General features: G+C 36.0%; 22 protein-coding genes. 7 read left to right on the top strand and 15 right to left on the bottom strand.

What is annotated here, in order from left to right; all coding sequences use genetic code 11:
- Positions 1–700: 700 nt before the first annotated feature.
- The 8 genes from C7377_RS04790 to C7377_RS04755 all read right to left on the bottom strand — a co-directional run bounded on the left by C7377_RS04790 (position 701) and on the right by C7377_RS04755 (position 10534).
- A complete protein-coding gene (locus tag C7377_RS04790; RefSeq protein ID WP_116496166.1) occupies positions 701–2173 on the bottom strand; it encodes an MBOAT family O-acyltransferase in 1473 nt (490 codons plus the stop codon).
- Between the two features lie 3 nt (positions 2174–2176).
- A complete protein-coding gene (locus C7377_RS04785) occupies positions 2177–3526 on the bottom strand; it encodes a LysM peptidoglycan-binding domain-containing protein (RefSeq protein ID WP_116496165.1) in 1350 nt (449 codons plus the stop codon).
- A gap of 2 nt (positions 3527–3528) precedes the next feature.
- Complete coding sequence (gmk, locus tag C7377_RS04780; RefSeq protein ID WP_116496164.1) at positions 3529–4101, bottom strand: guanylate kinase; 573 nt, start codon at positions 4099–4101, stop codon at positions 3529–3531.
- A gap of 1 nt (position 4102) precedes the next feature.
- Entirely contained in the window at positions 4103–4978 is an 876-nt protein-coding gene (locus tag C7377_RS04775; RefSeq protein WP_116496163.1) for a YicC/YloC family endoribonuclease, read from the bottom strand.
- Complete coding sequence (locus C7377_RS04770; protein WP_116496162.1) at positions 4975–6804, bottom strand: ABC transporter ATP-binding protein; 1830 nt, start codon at positions 6802–6804, stop codon at positions 4975–4977. Before C7377_RS04770 ends, C7377_RS04775 begins: the two co-directional genes overlap by 4 nt.
- Positions 6805–8136 (bottom strand): adenylosuccinate lyase, encoded by a 1332-nt coding sequence (purB, locus tag C7377_RS04765; protein ID WP_116496161.1) that lies wholly within the window; start codon positions 8134–8136, stop codon positions 6805–6807.
- Positions 8137–8139: 3 nt separating this feature from the next.
- On the bottom strand, positions 8140–9771 hold the full coding sequence (locus C7377_RS04760) for a S41 family peptidase (protein WP_116496160.1): 1632 nt from the start codon (positions 9769–9771) through the stop codon (positions 8140–8142).
- Between the two features lie 67 nt (positions 9772–9838).
- The gene (locus tag C7377_RS04755) at positions 9839–10534 is read right to left on the bottom strand and encodes a C40 family peptidase (RefSeq protein WP_116496159.1); all 696 of its coding nucleotides are present in this window, start codon (positions 10532–10534) and stop codon (positions 9839–9841) included.
- Positions 10535–10698: 164 nt separating this feature from the next.
- Here C7377_RS04755 and C7377_RS04750 point away from each other — a divergent pair, with 164 nt between their 5' ends.
- From C7377_RS04750 to C7377_RS04725, 6 genes are all read left to right on the top strand, one after another.
- On the top strand, positions 10699–11460 hold the full coding sequence (locus C7377_RS04750) for a dihydroorotate dehydrogenase electron transfer subunit (protein WP_116496158.1): 762 nt from the start codon (positions 10699–10701) through the stop codon (positions 11458–11460).
- On the top strand, positions 11454–12368 hold the full coding sequence (locus C7377_RS04745; RefSeq protein WP_116496157.1) for a dihydroorotate dehydrogenase: 915 nt from the start codon (positions 11454–11456) through the stop codon (positions 12366–12368). Before C7377_RS04750 ends, C7377_RS04745 begins: the two co-directional genes overlap by 7 nt.
- 4 nt (positions 12369–12372) lie before the next feature.
- A complete protein-coding gene (locus C7377_RS04740; RefSeq protein WP_116496156.1) occupies positions 12373–14643 on the top strand; it encodes an NADP-dependent malic enzyme in 2271 nt (756 codons plus the stop codon).
- 3 nt (positions 14644–14646) lie between these two features.
- Complete coding sequence (locus C7377_RS04735; RefSeq protein WP_116496155.1) at positions 14647–15417, top strand: amidohydrolase; 771 nt, start codon at positions 14647–14649, stop codon at positions 15415–15417.
- 822 nt (positions 15418–16239) lie between these two features.
- The gene (locus tag C7377_RS04730) at positions 16240–17412 is read left to right on the top strand and encodes an adenylate kinase (RefSeq protein WP_116496154.1); all 1173 of its coding nucleotides are present in this window, start codon (positions 16240–16242) and stop codon (positions 17410–17412) included.
- Positions 17412–18044 carry a SanA/YdcF family protein gene (locus tag C7377_RS04725; protein ID WP_116496153.1) on the top strand — a complete coding sequence of 211 codons (633 nt, stop codon included), beginning with the start codon at positions 17412–17414 and terminating at the stop codon, positions 18042–18044. Before C7377_RS04730 ends, C7377_RS04725 begins: the two co-directional genes overlap by 1 nt.
- Positions 18045–18193: 149 nt before the next feature.
- Here the strand turns inward: C7377_RS04725 and nqrF are convergent, their stop codons facing one another.
- From nqrF to C7377_RS04695, 6 genes are read right to left on the bottom strand one after another with little or no spacing between them, the layout of a single operon-like run.
- Complete coding sequence (gene nqrF / locus C7377_RS04720; protein WP_116496152.1) at positions 18194–19462, bottom strand: NADH:ubiquinone reductase (Na(+)-transporting) subunit F; 1269 nt, start codon at positions 19460–19462, stop codon at positions 18194–18196.
- Between the two features lie 23 nt (positions 19463–19485).
- On the bottom strand, positions 19486–20106 hold the full coding sequence (gene nqrE, locus C7377_RS04715) for an NADH:ubiquinone reductase (Na(+)-transporting) subunit E (protein WP_116496230.1): 621 nt from the start codon (positions 20104–20106) through the stop codon (positions 19486–19488).
- A 17-nt stretch (positions 20107–20123) separates the two neighbouring features.
- On the bottom strand, positions 20124–20753 hold the full coding sequence (locus tag C7377_RS04710; protein WP_116496151.1) for an NADH:ubiquinone reductase (Na(+)-transporting) subunit D: 630 nt from the start codon (positions 20751–20753) through the stop codon (positions 20124–20126).
- A gap of 2 nt (positions 20754–20755) precedes the next feature.
- Positions 20756–21463, bottom strand: a complete 708-nt coding sequence (gene nqrC / locus C7377_RS04705; protein WP_116496150.1) for an NADH:ubiquinone reductase (Na(+)-transporting) subunit C — start codon at positions 21461–21463, stop codon at positions 20756–20758.
- Positions 21464–21476: 13 nt separating this feature from the next.
- The gene (locus C7377_RS04700) at positions 21477–22670 is read right to left on the bottom strand and encodes an NADH:ubiquinone reductase (Na(+)-transporting) subunit B (RefSeq protein ID WP_116496149.1); all 1194 of its coding nucleotides are present in this window, start codon (positions 22668–22670) and stop codon (positions 21477–21479) included.
- A 10-nt stretch (positions 22671–22680) separates the two neighbouring features.
- Entirely contained in the window at positions 22681–24027 is a 1347-nt protein-coding gene (locus C7377_RS04695) for a Na(+)-translocating NADH-quinone reductase subunit A (RefSeq protein WP_116496148.1), read from the bottom strand.
- 96 nt (positions 24028–24123) lie between these two features.
- Here C7377_RS04695 and C7377_RS04690 point away from each other — a divergent pair, with 96 nt between their 5' ends.
- Positions 24124–25371 carry a type IX secretion system plug protein gene (locus C7377_RS04690; RefSeq protein ID WP_165806845.1) on the top strand — a complete coding sequence of 416 codons (1248 nt, stop codon included), beginning with the start codon at positions 24124–24126 and terminating at the stop codon, positions 25369–25371.
- A 14-nt stretch (positions 25372–25385) separates the two neighbouring features.
- On the opposite strand, the gene lpxB is transcribed toward C7377_RS04690, so the two are convergent.
- On the bottom strand, positions 25386–26510 hold the full coding sequence (lpxB, locus tag C7377_RS04685) for a lipid-A-disaccharide synthase (RefSeq protein ID WP_116496146.1): 1125 nt from the start codon (positions 26508–26510) through the stop codon (positions 25386–25388).
- Positions 26511–26512 lie beyond the last annotated feature (2 nt).

Here is a 26512-nt window from a genome sequence, read left to right as displayed (position 1 = left end):
CTATACAAATTTGCTTTACAAATTCACTCGATGTGACACTTTTCCCTCTTGGATAAGAAAGACAGGAAGGTTGACTTTTCTCTCTGTGTGATAATAGTAACGAGAGACGCTTCCTACCGTCAGAGTGACAAAAATTTCGAGTTATCCTGAACGATAGTGAAGGATCTCTTTTCTTTCTGTTCATTTTGGCTTTCCCAAAAACGAACCAAAAACTCAAGACTGTGAAAACATACATTAAAACGAAGTACTGTAGCCTAAAACAGTAAAATTCGTTTCGCTCAAACAATTCCTGTTTTTTGACGGCTACAACACTCCGGTTTTTAACGCCTGTATTCAAGGTCTGTCCTACGTTGCGTGATAATCGTATAAGCGACAATCTCAACAGATAATTTTCTTTTTTCATTTTTAACTTTTCACTTAATAATGTGAGCCTTTTCGCGTTGCTCAGAGTAACAAAAGATTTCTTCTCGGAATTTATCCTAAGTATAGCCAAAGGGTTCAGAAAGACAAGAAACAAAGTATAAATAATTAGCCCCGATTGCAGTGGTTATCCTTTTTTGTGGGGTGGAAAATCTGTGCGAGAGGAAAAAAGATAGAAACGGAAAGCGGGACTTTGCTCGCAAGTATAGCTATACCTACCGCTACTAAATAGAAAGAATTGTAGTCTAAGATAAGTTCTGTGCATCAAGAATTTGCAACACTAAAACTGGAAATAAATAAATGGTTGCACATCGCTAGATGCGGTCAAATAAACGACCCAAATAAGAATTCCCAAACCAATAGCCTTTAACCATAAAGGTGCTTTTCGATAAATCGTATAGAGTGCAAACAAATCGCGATTGGGCATAAGGTGTGTTCCAAAAGAGATGATAAGTAGAGCAAATACAAAGCGATAACTATATAAAATATCTCCTATTGCATATTGGTCGGTGAACAAGTCTCCAATTTTGCCAATCAGAAGCATTGCTGTGTCGTAATCTGAAGCTCGGAAGAATATCCATGCGAAAAGCACAAAATGAAAGGTGAACAGCCAACCAATAAAGCTTCTTGCTCTGCTTTTGGGCAGATTTATCATTTTGCCAAAGAAGCGTTCGATAGCGAGAAGTACGCCGTGCAACATTCCCCAAACAGCAAATTTCCAGGCTGCGCCATGCCATAAACCTCCTAAGAACATGACTAAAAACAAGTTGACATAAGTACGAATAGCTCCTTTCCTATTCCCTCCAAGTGAAATATACAAGTAATCTTTCAGCCATGATGACAAGGAAATATGCCAGCGTCGCCAGAATTCAGTGATACTCGTAGATTGGTAAGGAGAACGGAAGTTTATCGGTAACCGAAATCCTAACAACAAGCCCAAACCTATTGCCATATCAGAATAACCTGAGAAGTCGCAATATATCTGTGCCGCATACCCATAAACTGCCATAAGGTTTTCAAATGCTGAGTACAATTGCGGGTTGTCAAATACTCTATCTACGAAATTGATGGAAATATAGTCTGAAATAACAGCTTTTTTGAAAAGTCCTCCCATAATAAGCAACAACGCTTTATCCAACCCATAATGACTAAGTTTGGGTTCTTTCGATATCTGAGGGATAAACTGTGCGGCACGTACAATAGGACCTGCCACTAATTGAGGAAAGAAGGAAACAAAGAATAAAAAATCCCAAAAATTTCTAGCAGGTTCAATTTTTCTCCTATACAAATCTATAGAATAACTCATTGTTTGGAATGTGTAAAATGAGATACCTATTGGAAGGAAAATGTCTAGAGGTTTTAAATCAGCACCAGTGATTCCATTAATGTTGTCAATGAAAAAATTTGTGTATTTAAAGTAGCCTAGCAATCCTAAATTTACAGCGATACTAAGCCACAAAAGCAATTTTCTATAGGATTGCTTTTGCACATTAGAAAGTGCTTGTCCGATATAATAATCTACAATGGATGAAAAGATGAGTAATAAAAAGTAAATACCACTGCACTTATAATAAAAAAATAAGGAAAAGGCTATAACATAAAGAATGCGTAGTTTGTGAAACTTTTCTTTCCTTATTGCAATATAAATCGCATAAAAAGCTAAAAATAATCCAAGGAAAAGACCTGAGTTAAATAATAATGGATGAGAACTATCGTAAACAAAAATGTCTTTTATTAAATCTATCAGTTTCATCGATTATTCTGCATGTTTTGTTAAGGCTTTGTACAGAGACTCCCCTTGCAAGCGGTATCCTTCTTCTTTAAAATGAATTCGATCCTTTCCTGCTAGCCCAGACTTGTACCATTTTTTCAGTCCTTGTTCCCCGCCCATTATCTCGTATAAATCCCAAACGGCATAATTTCGTTCTTGGGCTACTTCTTTCAAAACTTCAGCATATTTCAACAATTTTTTGTTGGGATATCTTCGGCTAACTAATGCAGAAGGTGGTGTAGTAAATAGAATAGTATGGCATCCTGTACGGAGTTCTATTTCTTTACAAAATAATTCAACATCATTTCGAAAACTTTCTAGAGAATAGACTTTATCAAAAGCTTCATTTGTTCCTAAAGATATTATGACTAAATCAGGTCGAAATAGCTCTTCCATCTGTGTAAAGAAAAGAGGTGATTTTAAATAATCCGTATATTTTGCACCATTATAACCGACTGCATTATAAACAACACCTTGCTGACTATTAGATAGATGCAAACTATAGAGTGAAACAGTCTTGTTTACGTCTTGCTTTTCTTTGATCAAATAAATACCTCGCGTAGCTTCTGGTAATACAGCTTTAATCGTATTGTCTGACTGTTCATACACAGTTACCCACTCAAATTGCGAAGAGTCATACACTGGAGTTTTACCTTGTTTGAGAATTACCAATTTTTGTCCAATCCGAATCATTGTTCCCCGAAGATGGTTCCAATGTTTTATTTGACTCACAGTCACGTGGTATTTCCTAGCTATTTTTCCTAAAACATCGCCTGACTTTACTTTGTGGATTATTTTTGTCGTCTTCGGTTGTATTTTAATGCTTTCGTCGGCAATAGCTAATTTTACTTGACTAAGACCTTCACCGAAAATTTCTATTTGATTAAAAGCCTCATCTTCACCAGCTTGTAATTTCACAAAAAACTCCTTAGCATTTGTATAGACTGTTGCTCCTGATATACCCACTTTGGGTGCCTCTTCAGTAATAATGCGATAACGTTGCCAAGAAACACTTGATGAGAAACGCACATCCATATCTCCATTGGTATTAGCCAAACGATAAGGAAACACCAATCCACGTCCTGCATTTCCATAGTCGTTCTGAAAAGCTCTTCGCAAAGTTCCCGTTAAAAAGCCGGCTTGTATGTGTGAATCTCCAATATGCAGAATATTGATATCTCCATTGCCTTTCTTAGCTTCTGCTAATTTCTGATAGAATGCTGTTAAACTTTCAACATTTTGAATGATATTCTTTGCACTATCAATCAAAGGCACTTCTGCATTTACAGGCATAATCCAACATATAAAAAGAATAAAAACTATCTTTTTATTCATAATTATTCTTTTATAAATGTACTCACTTTATTTTTTATATCCTTTTTCGCTTCTTCCAAATTTTCATTTATTATTACTTCATCAAAGCTTTCCCTATATGAAAGTTCATAATAAGCTTTTTTCACACGCTCTGCAATAACACACTTCTCATCAGTGGCTCTAGCCACAAGTCTTCTTTCCAATTCCTCAATAGATGGAGGTGCAATAAACAATGCTAGCGCGTTTTCTTTATAATATTTCTTAAGATTTAAACCACCCAAGACATCCACATCAAAAATAACATTCTTTCCTTCTTCTAATAAGCGATTAACCTCAGCTTTCAATGTTCCGTAAAATATGCCTTCATAAACTTCTTCCCACTCAACAAATGCATCTTGTTCAATCTTATTTTTGAAATCTTCTACACTCAAAAAATAATAATCTTTTCCATGAACTTCTAAACCACGAGGTGCTCTGGTAGTTGCAGAAACTGAAAAAACCAAATCAAAATTTAGACTGAGCAGATGTTGAACTAAAGTCGTTTTTCCTGAACCACTAGGAGCGGAACAAATAATTAATTTCCCCTGCTTATTCATTTTACAACACGTTAAGAGTTTGTTCTTTGATTTTTTCTAAAGCCTCTTTCATCTGCACGACTAACTGCTGAATGTTCATGTGATTCGCTTTAGAACCTAAGGTGTTAATCTCACGTCCCATTTCTTGAGCGATAAAACCTAGCTTTTTACCAACACTTTGCTCGTTAGAGTTTACCGTTTCTCTGAAATAATGACAATGATTGCGAAGGCGAACCTTTTCTTCATTAATATCCAGTTTCTCTAAATAATAAATCAACTCCTGTTCAAAACGCTCTTTATCTACTTCAATATTTAATCCTTTTAACTGCTCTTGTAGGCGTAATTTTACTGTTTCAATACGCTCAGGTTCATACTGTTCAACTTCATCTAAAAGTCTCTCAATTGTAGTCACGTTTTCTAGCAAATCTTCCTGCAGGCTCTGCCCTTCCTGTTGTCTAAACTTATGTAGCCTTCTTACTGCTTCACCTATTACATGCCAAAGCAGATTCCATTCAGTTTCTGTGATATCTTTTTGTTTGGCTGTGAGTACTTCAGGCATTTTGAGTAAAGTCGCTATGATATTTTCAGTTGATAAATCAACACCTAAATCTTTGCTTAATCCTTTTAATTCGTTAAAATACTCTTTTGCTAAATCTCGATTGATTGTGGTGTTGCCAACGCCCTCTTGTGTAGAAATAGTTAACGTAAAGTCAATTTTCCCCCGGATAAGTTCATCTTTTAAAAAATTCCGGATTTCAAGATCCTTATCTTTATAATCAGAAGGTATTCGAGTATAGATATCTATCTGTTTACTATTAAGAGCGCGAATCTCTAAACTCACATTTTTATTGGAAAAATTATCTTCAGCTTTACCAAAGCCGGTCATGGAAAGTATCATATTTTGTTATTTGTTTGCATTTCGTGTAACACGCTATAGGCACCACTTTTAGCTAAAAGTTCGTCGTGCTTTCCTCTTTCAACGATTTGTCCATCCTTGAAAACTAATATCAAATCCGCATTACGAATAGTAGAAAGACGGTGTGCGATAACTATAGATGTGCGGTCTTTCATTAAATTGTCTAAAGCTTCTTGAACATATTTTTCAGACTGTGTATCCAATGCTGAAGTAGCTTCATCAAGAATCATAATCGGAGGATTTTTTAATACGGCTCTTGCAATACTGATTCTCTGGCGCTGACCTCCTGAAAGTTTACCGCCTCTGTCACCAACATTCGTTTGATACCCCTTTGCTGTTGCCATTATAAAATCATGAGCATTAGCAATTTTTGCAGCACGTTCCACCTCCTCTTGCGTAGCATTTTCAACTCCAAAAGCAATATTATTAAAAAATGTATCATTAAATAAAATCGGATCCTGATTAACATTCCCCATCAAAGCTCTTAGACTTTTAAGTTTCGCTTTTCGTATATCTATTCCATCAACAGTTATTCGTCCTCCTGCAACGTCGTAAAAACGTGGAAGAAGATCAGCAAATGTTGTTTTCCCGGAACCTGATTGCCCCACCAAAGCCACCGTTTGTCCCTTTTCTATATCTACGTAAATATTCCTTAAAACATCCACTTTATTATCATAAGTAAAAGTTACATTAGAATAGCGGATATTATCAGTAAAATCATGTATTTCAATAGCATCTTCAGCCTCTTTTATAGTGTTCTCTGCAGTTAAGATCATATCGATTCTATCCATTGCTGCTAAACCTTTCTGTATGCTATAACTTGCTTGGGAAAGTGCTTTTGCTGGATTGATGATAGAATAAAATATTCCCAAATAAGCAATAAAAACTGAAGCCTGAAATCCAGAATCACCCAGTATCAAACGTCCACCATACCAAAGTAAAATTATAATAGTAACAGATCCTAATAACTCACTCATCGGATGAGCCAAAGCATAACGCCTTTGCAGTCTATTCATCGTGATGCGATAGCTATTGTTTTGTTCGTCGAAATTCACTTTCATCTTATCCTCAGCATTAAATGCTTTTATAATCCGATGACCTGATAACGTCTCTTCTGTGGTAGAGAGGATTTCTCCCATCTTGCTTTGTCCTTCTCCCGAACGTTTTTTTAGGTTTTTTCCAATTCGTCCTATAATAAAACCACTTATCGGTAATAATATCAAAACAAAAATTGTTAATTGCCAACTCATGAATAACATACTTCCCAACAGAACGATAATCATTATCGGATTTTTAAAAAGCATATCAAGCGAGTTCATAATGGAATTCTCAACTTCAGTAACATCACCAGTGATTCTTGCCATTACATCGCCTTTACGTTCTTCTGAAAAGAATGATAATGGCAGATCTACAACTTTGGTATATATTTGATTACGAACATCACGCACCACACTATTACGAATAAAAATCATATTGTAGGAAGCCAAATACTGAGTTCCAACTTTTACTAGAGTTGCTATAATATAGAAACTTCCTACAATCAATAAGGTATTTTCAATACCATATTCATATTTTATTTGAGTAGTATAATATCCTAGAACTTCTTTTATATAATCAAAATCCATCTGAAATTCACCGATACTCGTAATGTCTTTATCCGATTCGAATAAAATATTTAATACAGGTATCAGTATGGCAAATGAGAAAGACGTAGCTACCGCCGAAATGATATTGAAAATCACATTCAGCAACAAATTCTTCTTGTATGGTGGTAAGAATCTACGAAGTATTTGAATAAATTCTTTCATTTATACTCCAGTATAGTTTGATGGAGTTATTTGCTTTAATTCTTCTTTTATTGTATCCGAAACGTCTAAAGTGTCAATAAATTCTTTAATAACATCTTCTGTTATTTTAGTATTTACTCTAGTCAATTTCTTCAAGGCCTCATATGGCTTCGGATAATTCTCTCTACGTAAAATAGTCTGTATCGCTTCCGCAACAACTGCCCAGTTATCTTCCAAATCCTTTGCAAATGCTTCCGGACTTATCTGTAATTTCCCCAATCCATTCAAAAGAGATTTCAGTCCTATAACAGTATGTGCTAATGGTACTCCAATGTTACGAATAACGGTTGAATCTGTTAAATCTCTTTGTAAGCGTGAAATCGGCAACTTCTCAGAGAGAAAGTTAAACACGGCATTTGCAATACCTAAATTACCTTCAGAATTTTCGAAATCGATAGGATTCACTTTGTGTGGCATTGCTGATGATCCAACTTCACCTTCTTTTAAGCGTTGTTTAAAATAATTCATGGAGATGTACGTCCACATATCTCTATTCAAATCAATCAATATGGTATTGATACGTTTCAAATTATCATAGATAGCCGCTTGATTGTCATAATTTGAAATTTGCGTGGTATATTCTTCTCGTTCTAACCTAAGAATCTCTCCAACGAAATGATTTCCAAATGCTTTCCAGTCAAAATCAGGATAGGCAACGTGATGTGCATTAAAATTACCTGTAGCTCCACCAAACTTGGCAGAACAAGGAACGCTCTTTAGTAAATTGAGTTGCGTACGTACACGATAAGCAAATACTTGAATTTCTTTACCCAATCGTGTTGGCGAAGCGGGTTGTCCGTGAGTTCGTGCAAGCATTGCTATTTCTTTCCAATCTTCAACCAAAGTATCTAGTCGCTCTAATAATTTATCAATTAATGGATAATAAACCTCCTGTACAGCATCACGAGTTGCCAATGGAAACGCTGTATTGTTAATATCTTGCGAAGTAAGTCCGAAGTGTACAAACTCTTTGAATTGTTGTAATCCTTCTCTGTCAAAAGCTTCTTTGATAAAATACTCAACAGATTTAACATCATGGTTGGTTATTTTTTCAATATCCTTTACTTTTTGAGCATCTTCTGTTGTGAAATTACGATACAAATCGCGTAAAGTTTCGTATTTAGATTTATCAAAATCCGCTAACTGGGGCAATGGCAATTCGCAAAGTGCAATAAAGTACTCAACCTCTACCAATACGCGATAGCGAATAATGGCTTCTTCTGAAAAGTAAGTCGCAAGTGAAGCAACTTTTCCTCTATATCGTCCGTCAATAGGTGAAATAGCTGTAAGCATAGTTTAGTTATTTTTTAGTATTTTTTCTGTTTTATTATTTTTTAGAATATCTACTGCTTTTAAGAAGATATCATCGTTTTGATTCATAATCTCATAATACGCCTCCATCCCAAATAATCCTCTGGCAATTAGAGCTTTTATAGACATTTTCATATCTTCTTTTATCGGCAAATAATCTTCATCTTTTCTTTCTATATCTTCTTTTAATCCTGCTTGGTATACTTCTTCCAAAATGGCCTCTGTTACCTCAAATTCATTATTAAATATCTCTAAATTAGAATACTTAGTTATCAAGTCTGCTCTATGTAAATCAACATAATCAATGGTGTATGGATAAATGATATTTTTGCGGTATAGAGCATTCAAATAGCTGAAATTTTTCGTTGTATCTAAAGGCACAAAAACATCTGGCATAATTCCGCCACCTCCATAAACTGTTCTTTTATTGACCAATGTTTCGAATTTTAATGAGTCAGGAAACTCGATACTGTCAGGATTTATCATTTCCCCATGTTCATAGCGTTTAAAAACTTCACTGTAATAATCTTTAGAGCCATTTTCATAACTTTTCTGAATATTACGTCCACTTGGCGTATAATAATGCCCCGTTGTGATGCGTACGGCAGAGCCATCAGGCATTGCGAATTGATTTTGAACCAATCCCTTGCCAAAAGAACGCCGTCCTACGAGCACTCCTCTATCCCAATCTTGAACTGCACCTGCCACAATCTCGCTAGCCGAAGCAGAACTTTCATCTATCATTACTACCACGGGTGCATCTTCTATCAATCCTGTATTCATGGTCATAAAATCTCTACGTGGGGAATGCAAGCCTTCTACGTAAACAGCTAATTTCAAGACTTCCATGAATTCATCAAGCATTTGTACAGCGGCTCCTAAATAACCGCCTCCATTGCCGGTAAGATCCAGTAGGAGTTTTTCCATTCCCTGTTCTTTAAGCTTTTGTAACGCTTCATGAAACTCGTCAGGTGTTTTTTGCCCAAATCTATTCACTTTTACGTACCCAATATTTCCATTGATCATATAGGCAGCATCTACGGTATTCAATGGAATATCATCGCGTATAATTAGAAAATCCAATACTTTGGGCGTATTTTTCCGCTCTACATATACGGTTACTTTTGTTCCTTTCTCTCCTCTCAATCGTTTAGCTACTCCTGAATTTGTTAAACCAATATTCGTAACTTTTTCATCATTTATTTTCACAATACGGTCTCCCGCTCTTAGACCAACTTTTTCAGATGGTCCGCCATTTACTGTACTTACTACCATCAAAGTATCACGCAAAATATTAAACTGAATACCGATACCGCTAAATTCACCACTCATTGTTTCTTCAGCTTCTTTCAGCTCTTCTTCATCCATGTAAACAGAGTGCGGATCAAGCTGTTCCAGCGTATTTTCAATTGCTTTCTCTGTCAAGTCTTTAATATTCAAAGAGTCAACATAAACTTTGTCCAATAAATTGAGTAATTGATGGTATTTAAAAGATGCTGAGCGCAACTCGTCTTCATTATTTTGATTCGTCTGAGGTAATATCTGAGCATTTAGCACTGTAGTAAATAAAATTCCTATTATCAGGCTACTAAATATTCTAATCTTAAATTTAAACATACTATTTTCTTAAAATTAATTTACAAAGATACTGATAATATCTTTTCTTACATAGTTCATTTATTATCTAGGGATGCGTATATATCTGCAATTTATCACCTACACGAATAAGAGTTTTCACGCCAGGATTCCATTCACGAAGTTCTGAAAGGGTACAATTATGTTTACGAGCTATTTTGTAGAGACTATCTCCTTTTTTAACGATATAAGTTATTACTTCAGGTTGGCTCGTAGCTCTGTTTGTATTACTGCGAATATTATAAGCTAAATCTTTATGTTGTAACACCCGACCAGCTTTTAAATAACGCTTCGCATAATAATCATCAGATGAAGAAGAAATCGTTACGCCTTTACGCACTGAGGCGTGCACAAAATCAAACGAGCCGTCCTTTTTCACTTCTGTGACGATGCCCACATGCCCCACTCGACCATTTCTACGTCTTCCTTCAAAGAAAACCAAATCACCTACAGCTAATTGCCGTTTTCTAACCTTAGGATATTCTGATGCTTGACCTCTTGAACTAGATGGGAGTTTATAACCTACTTTATGAAATACAAAAGATGTAAAACCTGAGCAATCAAAAGATGATGGTCCTTTACCTGCATATTCATATGGCGTATTAAGATAAGACATTCCATAGTTTACTATAGTAGCCTGCTTCGGTGACAACCCTTTAGATGTAGTTGCTATAGGAGCATTCTTAGTGGATGAGCACGCGTAAATAAAAAGCGCTAGAAATAAAACAGCGAACCTTATTCTCATTCCTTATTCTTCTAATTTTACCAACAAATATAGGGAATTTAAGAAAATTTCCGTTAAATAAAGCGATAGTGTATCTTTATCTACTTTCATATAGAAAAAAGAAATAGAATTGTTTCGTACGATATAAATCCTTTCACTATTTTTGTAAAATATATAAAATAACTATGACTAAAACAGTAGCAAAACTCTCTATCTCAGAGCATAAAAGGGTAAATGATGATCATTTTATCCTAACTTTGAAAAAAGATGGAGTTTTTCCTGAGATAAAACCCGGACAATTCGTCAATGTATTAGTTGAAGATACTGATGTTTTCCTTCGTCGTCCTTTTTCTATACATGATGCAGATACTAAGCAACAAAGCTTTTCACTTCTCATAAAAGCCGTAGGGAAAGGCACTAAATCTTTGCAAAGTAAAAAAGTTGGAGATACTTTAGATGTACTTTTCCCATTAGGCAATGGATATTCTCTTCAAGAAAATAACAAGGTGCTCTTGGTAGGTGGCGGATTCGGTATCGCTCCGTTATATTATTTAGCCAAACAATTAAAAGATAAAGTAGAAGACATTCATCTGCTCGTTGGTGCTCGTAGTGCCAAACATATTTTATTGACTGAAAAATTTGATGGTTTAGCAACGGTGCATATCACAACAGAAGATGAGAGTTTAGGAGAAAAAGGTTACGTTACTAATCATTCTATATTGGAAGATGACTTTGATAAAATATATACCTGCGGCCCTCACCCTATGACTAAAGCATTAGCACTATATGCATTGAATAGAGAAATTTCTTGTGAAGTTTCTTTAGAAAATATGATGGCCTGTGGCTATGGGGTATGCCTTTGCTGTGTTGCTGAAACAAAGACTCACGAAAATGTAACGACCTGCCTTCAAGGTCCAGTATTTAATGCAAAAGAATTACAATGGTAAATTTAGCTATCAATTTAAATGGTTTAATACTAAAAAATCCTGTAATACTGGCTTCTGGAACAGCAGGTTATGGTTATGAATATGATGATTTTATAGACGTTAACCAATTAGGCGGTGTATCTGTCAAAGGAACAACATTGCACAACCGTGCAGGAAATGCATACCCACGTATGGCAGAAACACCCAAAGGCATGTTAAATGCAGTAGGTTTACAAAACAAAGGTATAGACTATTTTATTGAAAATATTTACCCTCGTTTACAGGAGTATGACACCACGATGATTCTAAATGCCTCAGGATCTACGATAGATGATTATGTTGCTTTATGTGAAAAAGCAAACGAACTAGAGCATATTCCTGCCATTGAACTGAACGTATCCTGTCCTAATGTAAAAGAAGGAGGAATGGCTTTTGGTGTAAGTTGTGCGGGCGTAAGTGAAGTCGTGAAGGAAGTTCGAAAAGTCTATCATAAACATCTAATGGTTAAACTATCTCCAAATGTTACAGATATTGTTGAGATTGCTAAAGCTGCTGAAGCCGAAGGTGCTGATTCTCTTTCGCTTATCAACACGCTATTAGGAATGGCGATAAATGCTGAAACACAGCGACCAGTATTGTCAACTATCACCGGTGGATTATCAGGACCTGCTATAAAACCCGTTGCTTTACGTATGGTTTGGCAAGTCTCCAATGCCGTAAATATTCCCATCGTAGGTATGGGTGGCATAATGAATACTACAGATGCAATTGAGTTTTTTCTCGCAGGTGCTAGTGCTATTCAAATAGGAACAGCCAATTTCATAAATCCACAGGTGAGTATTGAAATTATTAATGGGATAGAAGATTATTTAAAAAAATACAATTATACAGACATTCAACAAATAATAGGAAAATTAAAAACTACTTAACGATATGAGCACTCCCAAGATAACCAAAGCAGATGCTTTAAAATATCATGAAAAAGATAGACCCGGAAAAATAGAAGTCGTTCCTACAAAACCTTATCGTACACAACGAGATTTGGCATTAGCATACAGTCCTGGTGTAGCTGAACCTTGTTTAGAAATTCAAAAAGATACAGAAAATGCTTATCGTTATACAGGAAAAAGCAACCTTGTCGGAGTTATTTCAAATGGAACTGCTGTACTTGGATTAGGAGATATCGGTGCAGAGGCAAGTAAACCTGTAATGGAAGGAAAAGGTTTGCTTTTTAAAATTTTTGCAGATATTGATGTATTCGATATTGAAGTAAATGAAACGAATCCTGATAAATTCATCACAGCTGTAAAAGCGATTGCCCCTACTTTTGGAGGAATTAACTTGGAAGATATTAAAGCGCCTGAGTGTTTTGAAATTGAAGAAAGACTTAAGGAAGAGCTTGATATACCCGTAATGCACGACGACCAACACGGCACAGCAATTATTTCAGCTGCCGGTCTTATCAATGCATTACATTTAAATGGGAAAAAGATTGAGGATATAAAAATTGTAGTTAACGGTGCCGGTGCAGCTGCAGTTTCTTGTACACGTCTTTACATGTCAATTGGTGCGAAACCAGAAAACATTGTGATGTGTGATAGTAAAGGCGTTATAAATCGAAAACGTGAGAACCTAAGCAAACAGAAAAAGGAATTTATCACAGATAGAGAGATCGAAACATTAAAGGAAGCCTTGGTCGACGCAGATATGTTTTTAGGACTCTCTGTAGCAAATCTATTGACAGAAGAAATGTTAAAATCTATGGCTCCCGATCCCATTATCTTTGCACTAGCCAATCCCAATCCTGAAGTTACCTATGACTTCGCCACCACAGTGCGACCTGACGTAATTATGGCAACGGGTCGTTCTGATTATCCAAATCAAATCAATAATGTTTTAGGATTTCCCTATATTTTCCGTGGAGCTTTGGACGTAAGAGCTAAAGCTATCAACGAAGATATGAAAATTGCCTGTGTTAATGCCATTGCTGCACTTTCTCGTGAAACAGTTCCAGAATCGGTGAATGTAGCTTATAATGAAAAAAATCTAATATTTGGCAAAGAATATATCGTGCCTAAAGCATTAGACCCCAGACTAATTGCGACTGTTGCAACAGCAGTAGCAAAGGCAGCTATTAAGTCAGGTGTCGCTCGTAAAGAAATTACAGACTGGGAGGCTTATCAGCGTAACTTAAACAAGAAATTAGGAATCGAAAACGAATTACTACGCAAACTCCACGATAAGGCAAAACGCAACCCCAAACGCGTAGTATTCCCAGAAGGTGATAACTACAATATTATTAAAGCGGCACATATCGCAGCTACAGATAAGTTTGCACATCCTGTTCTTCTAGGTAATAAAAATACCATCACTCGAATAGCAGAAGAAAATGACGTAAATATTTCGGATATTGAAATTATTGATGTTAATAATCAAATTCATGCACAAAGGAGAACAGAATATGCTATGAAGCTCAGCAGAAAGCGAGAACGCGAAGGGTTTACTTTTAAGGAAGCAAGAGAGCGATTATTCAACCGAAACTATTTCGCTGCAATGATGGTGGAGGTAGGTGATGCTGATGCTATGATAACAGGACATTCTATCAAGTATCGTTCTGCAGTAAAAATAGCAGACCAAGTCATTGGAAAAGCTGAGACTATAAAAAATTATACTGGTGTTAATATCATGATGACTAAGCACGGACCATTGTTCTTTGCTGACACTACTATTGAATCGGCTACAACAGTCGATACACTAATAAGTACAACCATGGCTACTGCTGAACTCATAAAGCGCTTTAATATAACACCTCGCATAGCTATGCTTTCCTACGCGAATTTCGGTGCAGTACAAGACGAAAGTTCTATTATCGTACATAAAGCTGTTGAGTACATGCATACCAATCATCCAGAATTAATTGTTGACGGAGAAATATCAGTTGATTTTGCGTTGAATAATGACAAAAGAGACGAAACCTTCCCCTTTACAAAATTAAAGGATGAAGATGTGAATACACTCATATTCCCCACTTTAGACGCAGCAAACATTTCTTATAAACTCTTGAAAAAGCTTGGAGATATTGACAGCATCGGACCAATACTAGTAGGGGCTGCCAAGCCAATACACATTGTTCCTTTGAATGCTACAGTGCGCAATATTGTGAATATGATCGCTATGGCTGTAGTTGATGCACAAAAGGAATAGACAATGTTGAAAGTCGTAGCTCTACAAGCTAATCTAGTTTGGGAAAATCCGGAAGAAAACAGACAATACTTCAAAAACTGTTTTGACGAGATTGCTGAACATGTTGATTTAGTTGTATTACCAGAAATGTTCACGTCAGGTTTTACCATGGAACCAAAACCTAGTGCAGAAAAAATGGATGGTAAATCAGTAAAGTGGATGCAAGACTGTGCTAAACGCTATCAATTCCTATTGACTGGGAGTTTAATTATCCAGGAAAATGGAGCTTTCTACAATCGAATGATTTTTGCATTTCCTAATGGCGCTATCGAATATTATGACAAGCGACATTTGTTTCGCATGGGTAAGGAACATGAACATTATACTGCGGGAATTAAAAAACTCATTGTAAACTATAAAGGATGGCGTATTTTTCCGCAGATTTGTTATGATTTGCGGTTTCCTCTTTGGTCCTACAATCGAAATGAATATGATTTATTAATCTATGTTGCAAACTTTCCTGCCGTGCGTCGTAATGTCTGGAATTCACTTTTACTTGCTAGAGCTATTGAAAATCAATGCTATGTTGTTGGTTGCAATCGTATCGGAATAGATGGTAACGAATTGGTCTATGACGGTGGTTCACAAGTCATATCTCCAAAAGGCAAAATTATAGCTAAGGCTACATATGATACACCGGAAACACTCTCAGCAAATTTATCTCTAGAAAAGTTACAAGCATTCCGAGAGAAGTTTCCTATACATTTAGATGCTGACAATTTTGAGCTTGTGTAATTGGGATTTTTGCTTTTATCAGAGTGATAATAAGGTCTTGTCAGTTCGAGTGGTTTTCTTTTGCAAAAAAGAAAAGTGTATCGAGAACTTGTGGGAGAACATCTCGATACAAATTTGCTTTACAAATTCACTCGATGTGACACTTTTCCCTCTTGGATAAGAAAGACAGGAAGGTTGACTTTTCTCTCTGTGTGATAATAGTAACGAGAGACGCTTCCTACCGTCAGAGTGACAAAAATTTTGAGTTATCCTGAACGATAGTGAAGGATCTCTTTTCTTTCTGTTCATTTTGGCTTTCCCAAAAACGAACCAAAAACTCAAGACTGTGAAAACATACACTAAAACAAAGTACTGTAGTCTAAAAACAGTAAAACTCGCTTCGCTCAAACAATTCCTGTTTCTTGCCGGCTACAACACTACGGTTTTTAACGCCTGTATTCAAGGTCTGTCCTACGTTGCGTGATAATCGTATAAGCGACAATCTCAACTGATAATTACAACTTTTTCAGCTTTAACTTTTCATCTAGGAAAATAATGACGTGAGATACTTCGCTACGCTCAGTATGACAGCATAATAATAAAGAGCACTAAAATCTAATAATTAGCCCCGATTGCAGTGGTTATCCTTTTTTGTGGGGTGGAAAATCAGTGCGAGAGGAAAAAAGATAGGAACGGAAAGCGGGACTTTCGTTGCCAAATGTGAAAACCTACCGCTTCAAAATAAAAAGAAATGTAATGTTGCAAAAAATAACAGACATTCTCTCAACTATACCAAACGTTTGAGAAGATTATTTTTTATATTTGAATAAAAATTGAATAACTATGTTAAATATTGCATTATTCGGTCCTCCGGGAGCAGGAAAAGGAACGCAGTCGAAATTATTAGTAAATAAATATAATCTTGCCTATATCTCTACTGGTAACATTCTTCGTAAAGAGGTAGAAAAAAACAGTGAGCTAGGACAGCAGGTCAAAGAAATCATCAAAAAAGGGGGATTAGTTTCAGATGAAATCATTGTACAAATCATCGAAGACGAACTTCGTACAAATACTGAAAAGGTGAATGGATTCTTATTTGATGGTTTCCCAAGGACTACTGTGCAAGCCTATATCTTGGAAGGTTTACTTTTGAAGATGAATACTGAGCTCCATTGTATGCTAAGTTTAGAGGTGCCAAAGGAAAACCTCATAAAACGTATGACAGCGCGCGCCGAAAAAGAAAATAGACCAGACGATACCCAAGAGGTTATAAAATATCGTCTTGAAGAATATGAAAATAAAACCAAACCCGTTATAAATTTTTATAAGGAAAAAGGCAATTATAGGGCGGTGAATGGTGTAGGTTCGTTAGAAGATGTTCACAATAGTCTGGTTTCTCATATTGACAAAGTTTTACAAAAAATCTGGTTCAACGTTGTTCTTTTAGGACCTCCAGGTTCAGGAAAAGGTACTCAAGGGCACAAATTAGCTGAAGAATTTAACCTTACCTACATCTCAACGGGATCTTTGTTGCGTAAAGAGATAGCCAAAGGAACAGAGATGGGTAAAAGTGCCGAAACATATATTACCAAAGGAGATATTGTACCAGATGAAATTGCAATAAAAATCATAGAACGCGAAATCAATAAGCATCCAGAATCAAGAGGCTTCATCTTCAAAGGCTTTCCGCGTACTATTGTTCAGGCATATATTTTAGATGGATTGCTCCGCAAGCGTAATAGTTCATTATCATTAGTTATAGATTTGAATGTACCTACATTAGAATCATTCAGAAGACTTACCAATAGAGGAAAGTCTGGTCAAGGTCGCGTGTACGACATTGATACTGATACGATTATAAGACGTTTAGAAAATTACGAAAAACGAAGTCAAAAAGTCTATGGATACTATGGTAAAAAGCATCATGTAGTCAAAGTTGACGGTATTGGTAGTGAAGATGAAATTTACAAACGACTTTGTGAGACCATAAAGCAAGCTTTGAAGAGGGCACGCTAATGAAAACATGGCAGTATGTCACATTGTATTCAATGTTCTACCTCTCTTTCTTCATCTTGATTTCTCACCAAATTGTTGAAGCAGGCAGTAAGGATAAATTATGTGATGATACCGAGCTAATTCCATCCAATGATGTAGGCTTGCTACTAGGGACAAGTAAGTATGTAAGAAAAGGTCGTATCAATTTATACTACAAATATCGCATAGAGGCTACAGTAGCCTTATTTAGAGATGGCAAAATTCAGTATGTACTGGTGAGTGGTGATAATAGTACACAATCATATAATGAGCCCACAACCATGCAAAAAGATCTGATAAAAGCAGGAATTCCTCCTGAGAAAATTTATCTAGATTATGCAGGTTTTCGCACCTTTGATTCAGTTGTACGAAGCAAAGTGGTTTTTGGACAGGATAATATTACCATTATCTCCCAGCCATTTCACAATAAAAGAGCTTTATTTATCGCTCAACATAAAGGTATAAATGCTATAGCTTTTAACGCTAGAAGTGTAAATCCTCACTACGGATTTAAAACTAACTTACGAGAAATATTCGCTCGTTGTAAAATGGTTTTAGATTTAATTTTTGGAAATCAGCCTAAATTCTTGGGTGAAAAAATAGTCATAGAGTAGGTTTTTTAAGGAACGAATCGGATTGTTCCTTTTGACAAAATTTCTTTATTGCCACATATACCCTCAAACTAATCATACGAGTATAAAGCAAACCGCCTTAATCTACTAAAAGAATAAGGCGGTTTATTTTTTTGTATGCTTTTTATTGACTATCCTCCGAAGTCATCATAATCGATATTCTCTTCAGGCACACCTAAATCGTACAACATTTTTTCAACAGCTGCATTCATCATAGGTGGTCCACACATATAGTAGTTAATCTCTTCTGGTTCCTCATGTTGTTTCAAATAATTCTCCTCAATTACTTGGTGAACAAAACCAGCCTTGTAGTCAATTCCCAAATCATCAGCAACAGGATCAGGGCGGTCTAGAGCCAAATGGAATTCAAAGTTCGGGAATTTCTCTTCTATTTCTCTGAATTGCTCATAATAAAATACCTCTTTCCAAGAACGAGCACCATACCAGAAAGTTACTTTTCTATCAGTGTCTTTTACTGTTTGGAATATGTGGAATAAATGTGAACGCATGGGTGCCATACCTGCACCACCTCCGATAAACATTCTTTCATGATCAGTATCTTTCAAGAAGAACTCACCAAATGGACCAGAAATAGTTACCTTATCACCTGGTTTGCGTGAGAAGATATACGAAGAACAAACACCTGGATTTACATCAACAAATCCGCCTTTTTCTCTATCAATTGGTGGTGTTGCAATACGGATATTCAACATGATGATATTTCCCTCCGCAGGATGGTTAGCCATCGAATAAGCACGATAAGTTGGTTCTGGATTGTGCATCTTCAAATCAAACATTCCAAATTTCTCCCAATCTTCACGATATTCCTCGTCCACATCAATGTCTTTGAAATCGACATCTATCTTTGGTACATCAATTTGGATGTAGCCACCAGAACGGAAATCGAGATTCTCTCCTTCTGGTAATTTCACTACAAATTCTTTGATGAAAGTAGCCACGTTGTTATTAGAAACCACTTCGCACTCCCACTTCTTAATACCAAGAATTTCTTGTGGAATCTCTAACTCAATATTATCTTTTACTTTCACCTGACAAGCAAGACGCCAATCATTCATTTGTTCTTTACGTGAGAAAAATCCTGTTTCAGTAGGCAATATTGCTCCTGCCCCAGAATGCACTTGACAACGGCACATACCACAAGTACCACCTCCACCACATGCAGAAGGCAAAAATATTTTGTTGTCTCCTAATGTCGAAAGCAAAGTAGATCCTGCCTGTGCTGGGATTTCTTTTTCTTCATTAATGGTTACAGTCATCTTACCTTGCGGCATCAGTTTTGCCTTAGCTATTAACAGAATAGCTACTAAAAGTAAAGTAAGCGCAAGAAATACAACAATACTTGCAATCAATGTATTGGTATCAAAAACTAATAATATCATAACTTTTTCTTTCTTTTCCTATTTTATAAACTAACACCTGCAAAACTCATGAAGGCTATCCCCATCAAACCTGTGATGATAAATGTAATTCCTAAGCCTCGTAATGGAGCAGGTACATTAGAATATTTGATTTTCTCACGAATGGCAGCAATCCCTACAATAGCTAAAAACCAGCCAATACCAGAACCAACTCCGAATACTGTAGCTTCTCCTATATTAGCATAATCACGCTGTTGCATAAATAATGATGCCCCTAATATTGCACAGTTTACAGCAATCAATGGCAAGAAGATTCCCAACTGTGCATATAAAGTGGGTGCAAATTTCTCAACGATCATCTCAACTAACTGAACCATTGATGCGATCACAGCAATAAAGATAATAAAGCTCAAGAAACTCAAATCTACATTGGCATAATCAGCTCCCATCCACTCTAAAGCTCCTGGCTTTAAAACAAATTCATTCAACAAATAGTTAACCGGTACTGTTATCGCTAATACAAATATTACAGCAGCTCCTAGACCTGCCGATGTTTTTACTGTTTTTGATACAGCTAAGTAAGAACACATTCCGAAGAAATAGGCAAACACCATATTTTCAACGAAAATAGACTTAACAAAAATGCTCAATAAATTTTCTAACATATCCATATCTATTCCTCCTATTCTTCAATTAATTCTTTATCCTTAGTACGCTGTACCCAAATAATAATTCCTACAATGAAAAGAGCCATTGGAGGTAATATCATCAAACCATTATCCATATATCCTGCTTCGTAGAATGATTCTGGTATTAATTTGTAGCCCCATAGACTGCCAGAGCCAAAAAACTCTCGCACAATAGCCACTACAATTAGAATCCAACCATATCCGAGTGCATTACCGATACCGTCTAAGAAAGCAGGTCCAGGTTTATTACCTAAAGCAAATGCCTCCAAACGCCCCATAATAATACAGTTAGTAATAATCAAACCTACGAAAACTGATAATTGCTTACTCACATCATAAACATAAGCTTTAAGGACTTGGTCAACCAAAATAACTAAAGATGCTACGACTACCAGCTGAACAATGATTCTTATTCGACTTGGTATCGTATTTCGTAATAGCGAAACAATCACGTTAGCAAATGCTAATACTGCCATTACTGAAAGTGTCATTACAAAAGCTGGCTTCACTTTAGAAGTTACAGCTAATGCAGAACAAATACCCAATACCTGTAATGTGATAGGATTTTGCCTACCCAGTGGATTGGTTATTAATTTCATATTATTTGCAGAAAATATACTCATAGTTATTCTGTTTTTTCACTTTTTAAAAATTGCTCATAGTCGCCAAGACACTTACGCAAAGTTTCTGTAAGACCTCTTGAAGTCACAGTACCCCCAGATACAGCATCAACACCATGTTTGTTAGAAGCATCAGCTCCACCTTTTACAAGAGTAATTGACTGGAAGTTCCCATTTTCATCAAAGATTTCTTTTCCTTTGAATTGTTCTTGAAACCACTCGGTGGCTATCTCAGCACCTAGACCTGGTGTTTCACTTGCATGATCGAATGTAGCACCGTAAATCGTGCTTTTATTTTCATCAATAGCAAGGAATCCCCAAATAGGTCCCCACATACCAGCACCGTAAATCGGTACTACATATTTTTTTCCTTCTTCTTTACCATGGAACACATAAACCGGTAACTTTCGCTCATTAGGTTGTACTTTTATTTCATTACTCATATTTACTTTAAAAGCATCAATGCCTGTGATTGGTTCACCTTGGTTATTAACTACAAAAGTTTCGCTAAAGTATTCATCATAAAGCTTTCTTGCTTCATCTCGGGTTGTCTCTACGTTTGCAGCTTTCAAGATACTTTGCATCTTTTCAGCTTCTACATTGGCATTTTGTCTGTCTTTTAATAATAGAGATACTCCCGCTAATACGCCTGCTACCAAAATGACCATGATAGAAGCGTAGAGTATCGAATATATATTACTGTTTCTGTTCATTATCAATTCAGTTTTAAGCTATTGCATTAGTTGCTTTAGCACGTTTCAATCTTCTTTTAATATTTCCTTGGATTATATAATGATCAATCAATGGTGCAAATGTGTTCATCATCAATATAGAGAGCATCATTGATTCAGGGAAACCACCGTTAACTACGCGAATTAGTATTGCAAACATTCCAATAAGGAATCCATAAATATACTTCCCTTTTCGTGTTTGGGCTGCAGTAACCGGGTCGGTTGCCATGAATACCGTACCAAAAGCAAAGCCACCCATAATTAAGTGTTGCCAATAAGGTATTTCAGTCATATAAGCATTACCTCCGAAGAAATTAAAAATTAATCCCATAACTACTGCACCAACCACTGTAGATAACATAATTCTCCAGCTACCTACACCAGTAAATAAGAGTATTGCAGCACCAATCAAGATGGCAATCACAGATGTTTCTCCGATAGAACCGGGTATAAAACCTGTAAACATTTCCCATGATGATGCCATATTGCCTAATATGCTTCCCGTTTCATTAGGAGCTGCATTAACCAATGTTGCTGCATCGGCTAGAGGTGTAGCTCCAGAATAGGCATCAGCTTTATCTGCTATCCACACTTCGCTACCTGACATTTCCTTAGGGTAAGCAAAGAAAAAAAATGCTCTTGCTACTAAAGCTGGATTCCAAATATTCATCCCAGTTCCACCAAATACCTCTTTACCAATAACTACTGCAAATGCTACTGAGATAGCTACCATCCAAAGCGGTGCTTCAACTGGCATGATTAAAGGAATCAACATTCCGGAAACTAAATATCCTTCGTTAACTTCGTGCCCTCTCATCTGTGCAAAAGCAAACTCGATACCTAAGCCTACCACATAAGATACTACTATAATAGGTAGCACTTTCCACAATCCAAAAAGAAAGATGTCAAAGAATTCTTGGTTTGCTAATTCTCCAATAGATTTGAAGTGTTGGTATCCAACGTTGTACATACCAAATAACAAAGCAGGTATTAACGCAATAACTACCACTGACATTGTTCTCTTCAAATCGATAGCATCACGAATTTGAGTTCCTCGCTTTGGAGCCGTCTCATCTGGCACAAAAAGGAATGTATCAAATGCTCTAAAAGTTGAGCCTAGCATGGAAAGCTTTCCACCTTTCTCGAATGCAGGCTTTTGCTTATCTAAAAATTTTCTTAGTCCTTTCATATCCAAACTATTAACTCAATTCTGTTTTCAAATAATTTAATCCCTCTCTCACAATACGCTGTGATTCTATCTTAGAGGTACATACAAACTCACACAAGGCAAAATCTTCAGGTGCTACTTCATAGATACCAAGTTGCTCCATCTTATCTATATCTTTTGCAAGAATAGCCTTTAATAATTGCACCGGTAATATATCCATTGGGAATACTTTGTCATACTCATCTGTCATTACAAACGCTCTCTCCTCACCATGCAAGTTCGATGAAAGTTCATATTTTTTATTCATATTCAACCATGAGAAGAAGGTTCTAGAGACTGACATCTTACCAAAACCTGGTTTTGCCCAACCTAAGAATTCATACTCATCACCTTCTGGAATGACTGTAATCTGACTAGAATAGAAACCTAAATATCCTGTTTCTTCAATCTTAGTTCCAGTAAGAACATTACCAGAAATAATACGAATGGTATTATCATCCTTCAAATTTCCACACAATACTTCCTTAACTGCAAAGCCTTTAGGTAGCTCCACATATAGTGGGTTAATTATTTCAGAACCACAGACAGCTGTTAATATGCGAGCGTCATACTTTTTTTCTTCAAATAATCTTCCAAGGATAATGATATCTTGAGGTGCTATTGTCCAAACTACTTCATCCTTATTTATTGGATTCAATTTATTAATTTGTGTTCCAACATTACTTGCTGGATGAGGACCCCTAAAGATACTAACTTTAGCTTCTTTGCTTCCTTCATAAATTTTTCGACTAGAAGTAGGTCCTACATTTAGGTACAGTGGAGCAAATTTGCTCAAAATACGCAAACCTGCATGAAATGCATCTAAATTTCTATTGATTACAAAATCATAGTCAACAGCTAATGGAGCTGTATCAAAAGCAGATACAAAAACAGCCTTTGGCTTAGTATGTGGATCCGCTACGATGTCATAAGGTCTTTGTTTGATAGCAGGAAAGATCCCTGCTTCTAACATCACTTTTTTGATTTCATCAATAGATGCATTTTCATTAGCATCAAATGTTTCGTATTCTATTGCACCCTCATTTTTAGATACAACAACTTCCAAAATACGTCTCCTCTCTCCCCTTCTTACTTCTTTGACAACACCACTTACAGGAGAAACGTATTTCACCTCGGGGTGGTATTTGTCATAAAACAAAGGTGTTCCTGCCTTGACAGTATCTCCTTCTCTCACTGTAAGTTTAGGAGTCAAACCTGCAAAATCTGTAGGTTTTAAAGCATATTCATTAGGATTAGCGTGCTCTTGTTTAATTATAGATTCTGCTTTTCCCTTTAGCTTTATGTCAAGACCTTGCTTAATTCTATAAACTTTGGCCATGCTTAAGATTTATGTTATTTTGAAAAACTGCCACAAATATAGTAGCATTTTGATTATTTTTGTAGTAAAAGCATGAAAACTTTCAGCTAAATGATTATGAAACATTACTTACTTCTTTTATTTATAATTATTCTAAATACCAGTATTCTAAATGGACAAGTTTTAGATGATAAATTGTATAAAGAAGATATCAGAAGTATACAATTTTCTCCACAAGGATATGATTTAGGCTATCCGATACTCCATTCTGAAAACAGTTCATCGTTACAGCTTACTTTTGACCTTATGGGTGATTCGCAACCAGCACTTGCCTACCGTCTCATTCATTGTGACGTGAATTGGGAAAAATCTAAAATACAGAGCAATGACTATTTAGTGAATAGTTTTAATGAATTTTATATTGAGAATTATGAACTCTCTTTGGCTTCTCAGCAACTGTATACGCACTACACCGCTATTATCGAGAAAGAACAGCTGAAACTGTCTGGAAATTATATCATTCAAATATTCCCTGAGGACAATCCTGAAATACCGTGGCTTCAGCTCCGATTTGTATATGCTGAGTCTCTAGTCGATATTAAAGGAGCTATTGAAAAAGCAACCAATAACTTGATGCATAATACGCATCAGCGTATAAAATTTGAAGTTGAATATGATAAAACAACATTTCCATATCCTAGAACGAATGTAACAGCCCTCATCTTGCAAAACTATCGTTGGGAAAGCCAGCAAACATTCAAGCCTCTTTTTATTCAAAACAACAAACTCAAATTTAATTATATTGATAATCGCGGTCTTTTCAATGGAAATTATGAATTTCCTTTCTTCGACACATCCAATATTTTACAAACATCACATACCATCCGTACATTAGAACAAGATGATGAGGGAGTTACCCACTGCTATCTCTATCCAAACAAAACAGCTTCAAACAATTATTTCTATTCAAAAGATATGAATGGGAATTATGCAATACAAGCTGAAAATACCTACGAGACTAACATTGAGGCCGATTATGTTTGGGTGCATTTTACACTGATTAGTGAAGAGTTACCAAATAAAGCATATGTAGTCGGTCGTTTTAATCAATGGAAAGCAGATGAGACAAGTGAATTAATTTATGATGGAGAGCTAAGGCTTTACCATGTGGGGTTATTCCTTAAACAAGGGGTTTATAATTATACATTCGTGACAAAAGACAGTACTGGTAAACAAATAAATCTATTAGGAAACTACAGTGAAACAGAAAATGATTATTATATATTTATCTATTATAAAGATGAACGCCTGCAAACAGATAAACTCATCGGTTGGAAGCGGTTAAATAGTGAAAATGGTCTTTAACAACAACAGAAAAATTACTTTTTTATATCTTTAAGTAACTGTGTAGCACAGCGTTTTGAGACTCCAGGTTTGCCCATTTTCTCGTGTAAAATCTTATAATCTTCTAAAATCTTAATCCGTTCTTTTCCTTCTAAAACTTTACGTAATTCTTTAATAAGATTTTCTGTAGTGAAGTAGGTAATAATCAGCTCTTTTACTGCCTCTTTTTGCAGGATTAAATTAACTAAAGAAATATAATCAGTCTGAATGAGCCATTTCCCAAATGCATAGGCTATTTTTCCTCCTTTAGCATTATAACAGACGACTTGGGGCACATTTAATAATGCAGTTTCCAGTGTTGCTGTTCCTGAAGCAACTAAGGCTCCTTTACTTTGTGATAATAAACGATATGTAACATCTCGAACAATCTTGACTTGATAACTTTTAACGTATTTCTCATAAAAGTCATCAGTTAGTCCCGGTGCTCCTGCCAAAATAAATTGGTAGTTCGTAAATGACTTTGAAGCCTGTAACATTTTGGGTAACATTGCATCTATTTCTTGCTTGCGACTACCCGGTAACAGCGCAATAATTTCACGTTTATCTAAGCCAAAGGTGTCTCTGAACTCTCCTTTTGTTTCATCTTTATTGGGTCTCGAAGCTATGGCATCAAGAAGTGGATTTCCTGCATAAAATGTTTTGATACCGTGTGAGCGAAAATAGTCTTCTTCGAAAGGAAGAATGCAATACAAATAATCCACATATCTTCTCAATTTTTTGATACGACTTTCTTTCCACGCCCAAACCTTTGGAGCGATATAATAACATACTTTTAAATTGTGTCGTTTAGCGAATTTAGCAATGCGTAAGTTAAATCCGGCATAGTCTACCAGAATTAAAACATCTGGTTCATATCTTAAAATATCCTCTTTACATTGCTTTATATTTCTAGCAATAGCTGGCAAATGCATAGCAACTGTCAAAAACCCCATATAGGCGGTATCCTTATAATGCTTAACTAGCTGGACACCTTCGGCTTGCATTAAATCTCCACCCCAACCTCTAAAAGTAGCGTTAGCATCTTTTTCGTTCAGCGCTTTCACTAAATTTGAAGCATGCAGATCACCTGAGGCTTCTCCGGCTATGATATAATATTTCATTA

The sequence above is a fragment of the Balneicella halophila genome, assembly GCF_003096835.1.
Taxonomy (GTDB): domain Bacteria; phylum Bacteroidota; class Bacteroidia; order Bacteroidales; family Balneicellaceae; genus Balneicella; species Balneicella halophila.
This window is presented reverse-complemented; position numbering and strand designations above follow the sequence as displayed.

What these genes read in the sequence shown, in the direction of transcription:
- C7377_RS04790 (WP_116496166.1), bottom strand. Translation starts at nt 2,173, where the DNA reads ATGAAACTGATAGATTTAATAAAAGACATTTTTGTTTACGATAGTTCT.
- C7377_RS04785 (WP_116496165.1), bottom strand. Translation starts at nt 3,526, where the DNA reads ATGAATAAAAAGATAGTTTTTATTCTTTTTATATGTTGGATTATGCCT.
- gmk (WP_116496164.1), bottom strand. Translation starts at nt 4,101, where the DNA reads ATGAATAAGCAGGGGAAATTAATTATTTGTTCCGCTCCTAGTGGTTCA.
- C7377_RS04775 (WP_116496163.1), bottom strand. Translation starts at nt 4,978, where the DNA reads ATGATACTTTCCATGACCGGCTTTGGTAAAGCTGAAGATAATTTTTCC.
- C7377_RS04770 (WP_116496162.1), bottom strand. Translation starts at nt 6,804, where the DNA reads ATGAAAGAATTTATTCAAATACTTCGTAGATTCTTACCACCATACAAG.
- purB (WP_116496161.1), bottom strand. Translation starts at nt 8,136, where the DNA reads ATGCTTACAGCTATTTCACCTATTGACGGACGATATAGAGGAAAAGTT.
- C7377_RS04760 (WP_116496160.1), bottom strand. Translation starts at nt 9,771, where the DNA reads ATGTTTAAATTTAAGATTAGAATATTTAGTAGCCTGATAATAGGAATT.
- C7377_RS04755 (WP_116496159.1), bottom strand. Translation starts at nt 10,534, where the DNA reads ATGAGAATAAGGTTCGCTGTTTTATTTCTAGCGCTTTTTATTTACGCG.
- C7377_RS04750 (WP_116496158.1), top strand. Translation starts at nt 10,699, where the DNA reads ATGACTAAAACAGTAGCAAAACTCTCTATCTCAGAGCATAAAAGGGTA.
- C7377_RS04745 (WP_116496157.1), top strand. Translation starts at nt 11,454, where the DNA reads ATGGTAAATTTAGCTATCAATTTAAATGGTTTAATACTAAAAAATCCT.
- C7377_RS04740 (WP_116496156.1), top strand. Translation starts at nt 12,373, where the DNA reads ATGAGCACTCCCAAGATAACCAAAGCAGATGCTTTAAAATATCATGAA.
- C7377_RS04735 (WP_116496155.1), top strand. Translation starts at nt 14,647, where the DNA reads ATGTTGAAAGTCGTAGCTCTACAAGCTAATCTAGTTTGGGAAAATCCG.
- C7377_RS04730 (WP_116496154.1), top strand. Translation starts at nt 16,240, where the DNA reads ATGTTAAATATTGCATTATTCGGTCCTCCGGGAGCAGGAAAAGGAACG.
- C7377_RS04725 (WP_116496153.1), top strand. Translation starts at nt 17,412, where the DNA reads ATGAAAACATGGCAGTATGTCACATTGTATTCAATGTTCTACCTCTCT.
- nqrF (WP_116496152.1), bottom strand. Translation starts at nt 19,462, where the DNA reads ATGATATTATTAGTTTTTGATACCAATACATTGATTGCAAGTATTGTT.
- nqrE (WP_116496230.1), bottom strand. Translation starts at nt 20,106, where the DNA reads ATGTTAGAAAATTTATTGAGCATTTTTGTTAAGTCTATTTTCGTTGAA.
- C7377_RS04710 (WP_116496151.1), bottom strand. Translation starts at nt 20,753, where the DNA reads ATGAGTATATTTTCTGCAAATAATATGAAATTAATAACCAATCCACTG.
- nqrC (WP_116496150.1), bottom strand. Translation starts at nt 21,463, where the DNA reads ATGAACAGAAACAGTAATATATATTCGATACTCTACGCTTCTATCATG.
- C7377_RS04700 (WP_116496149.1), bottom strand. Translation starts at nt 22,670, where the DNA reads ATGAAAGGACTAAGAAAATTTTTAGATAAGCAAAAGCCTGCATTCGAG.
- C7377_RS04695 (WP_116496148.1), bottom strand. Translation starts at nt 24,027, where the DNA reads ATGGCCAAAGTTTATAGAATTAAGCAAGGTCTTGACATAAAGCTAAAG.
- C7377_RS04690 (WP_165806845.1), top strand. Translation starts at nt 24,124, where the DNA reads ATGAAACATTACTTACTTCTTTTATTTATAATTATTCTAAATACCAGT.
- lpxB (WP_116496146.1), bottom strand. Translation starts at nt 26,510, where the DNA reads ATGAAATATTATATCATAGCCGGAGAAGCCTCAGGTGATCTGCATGCT.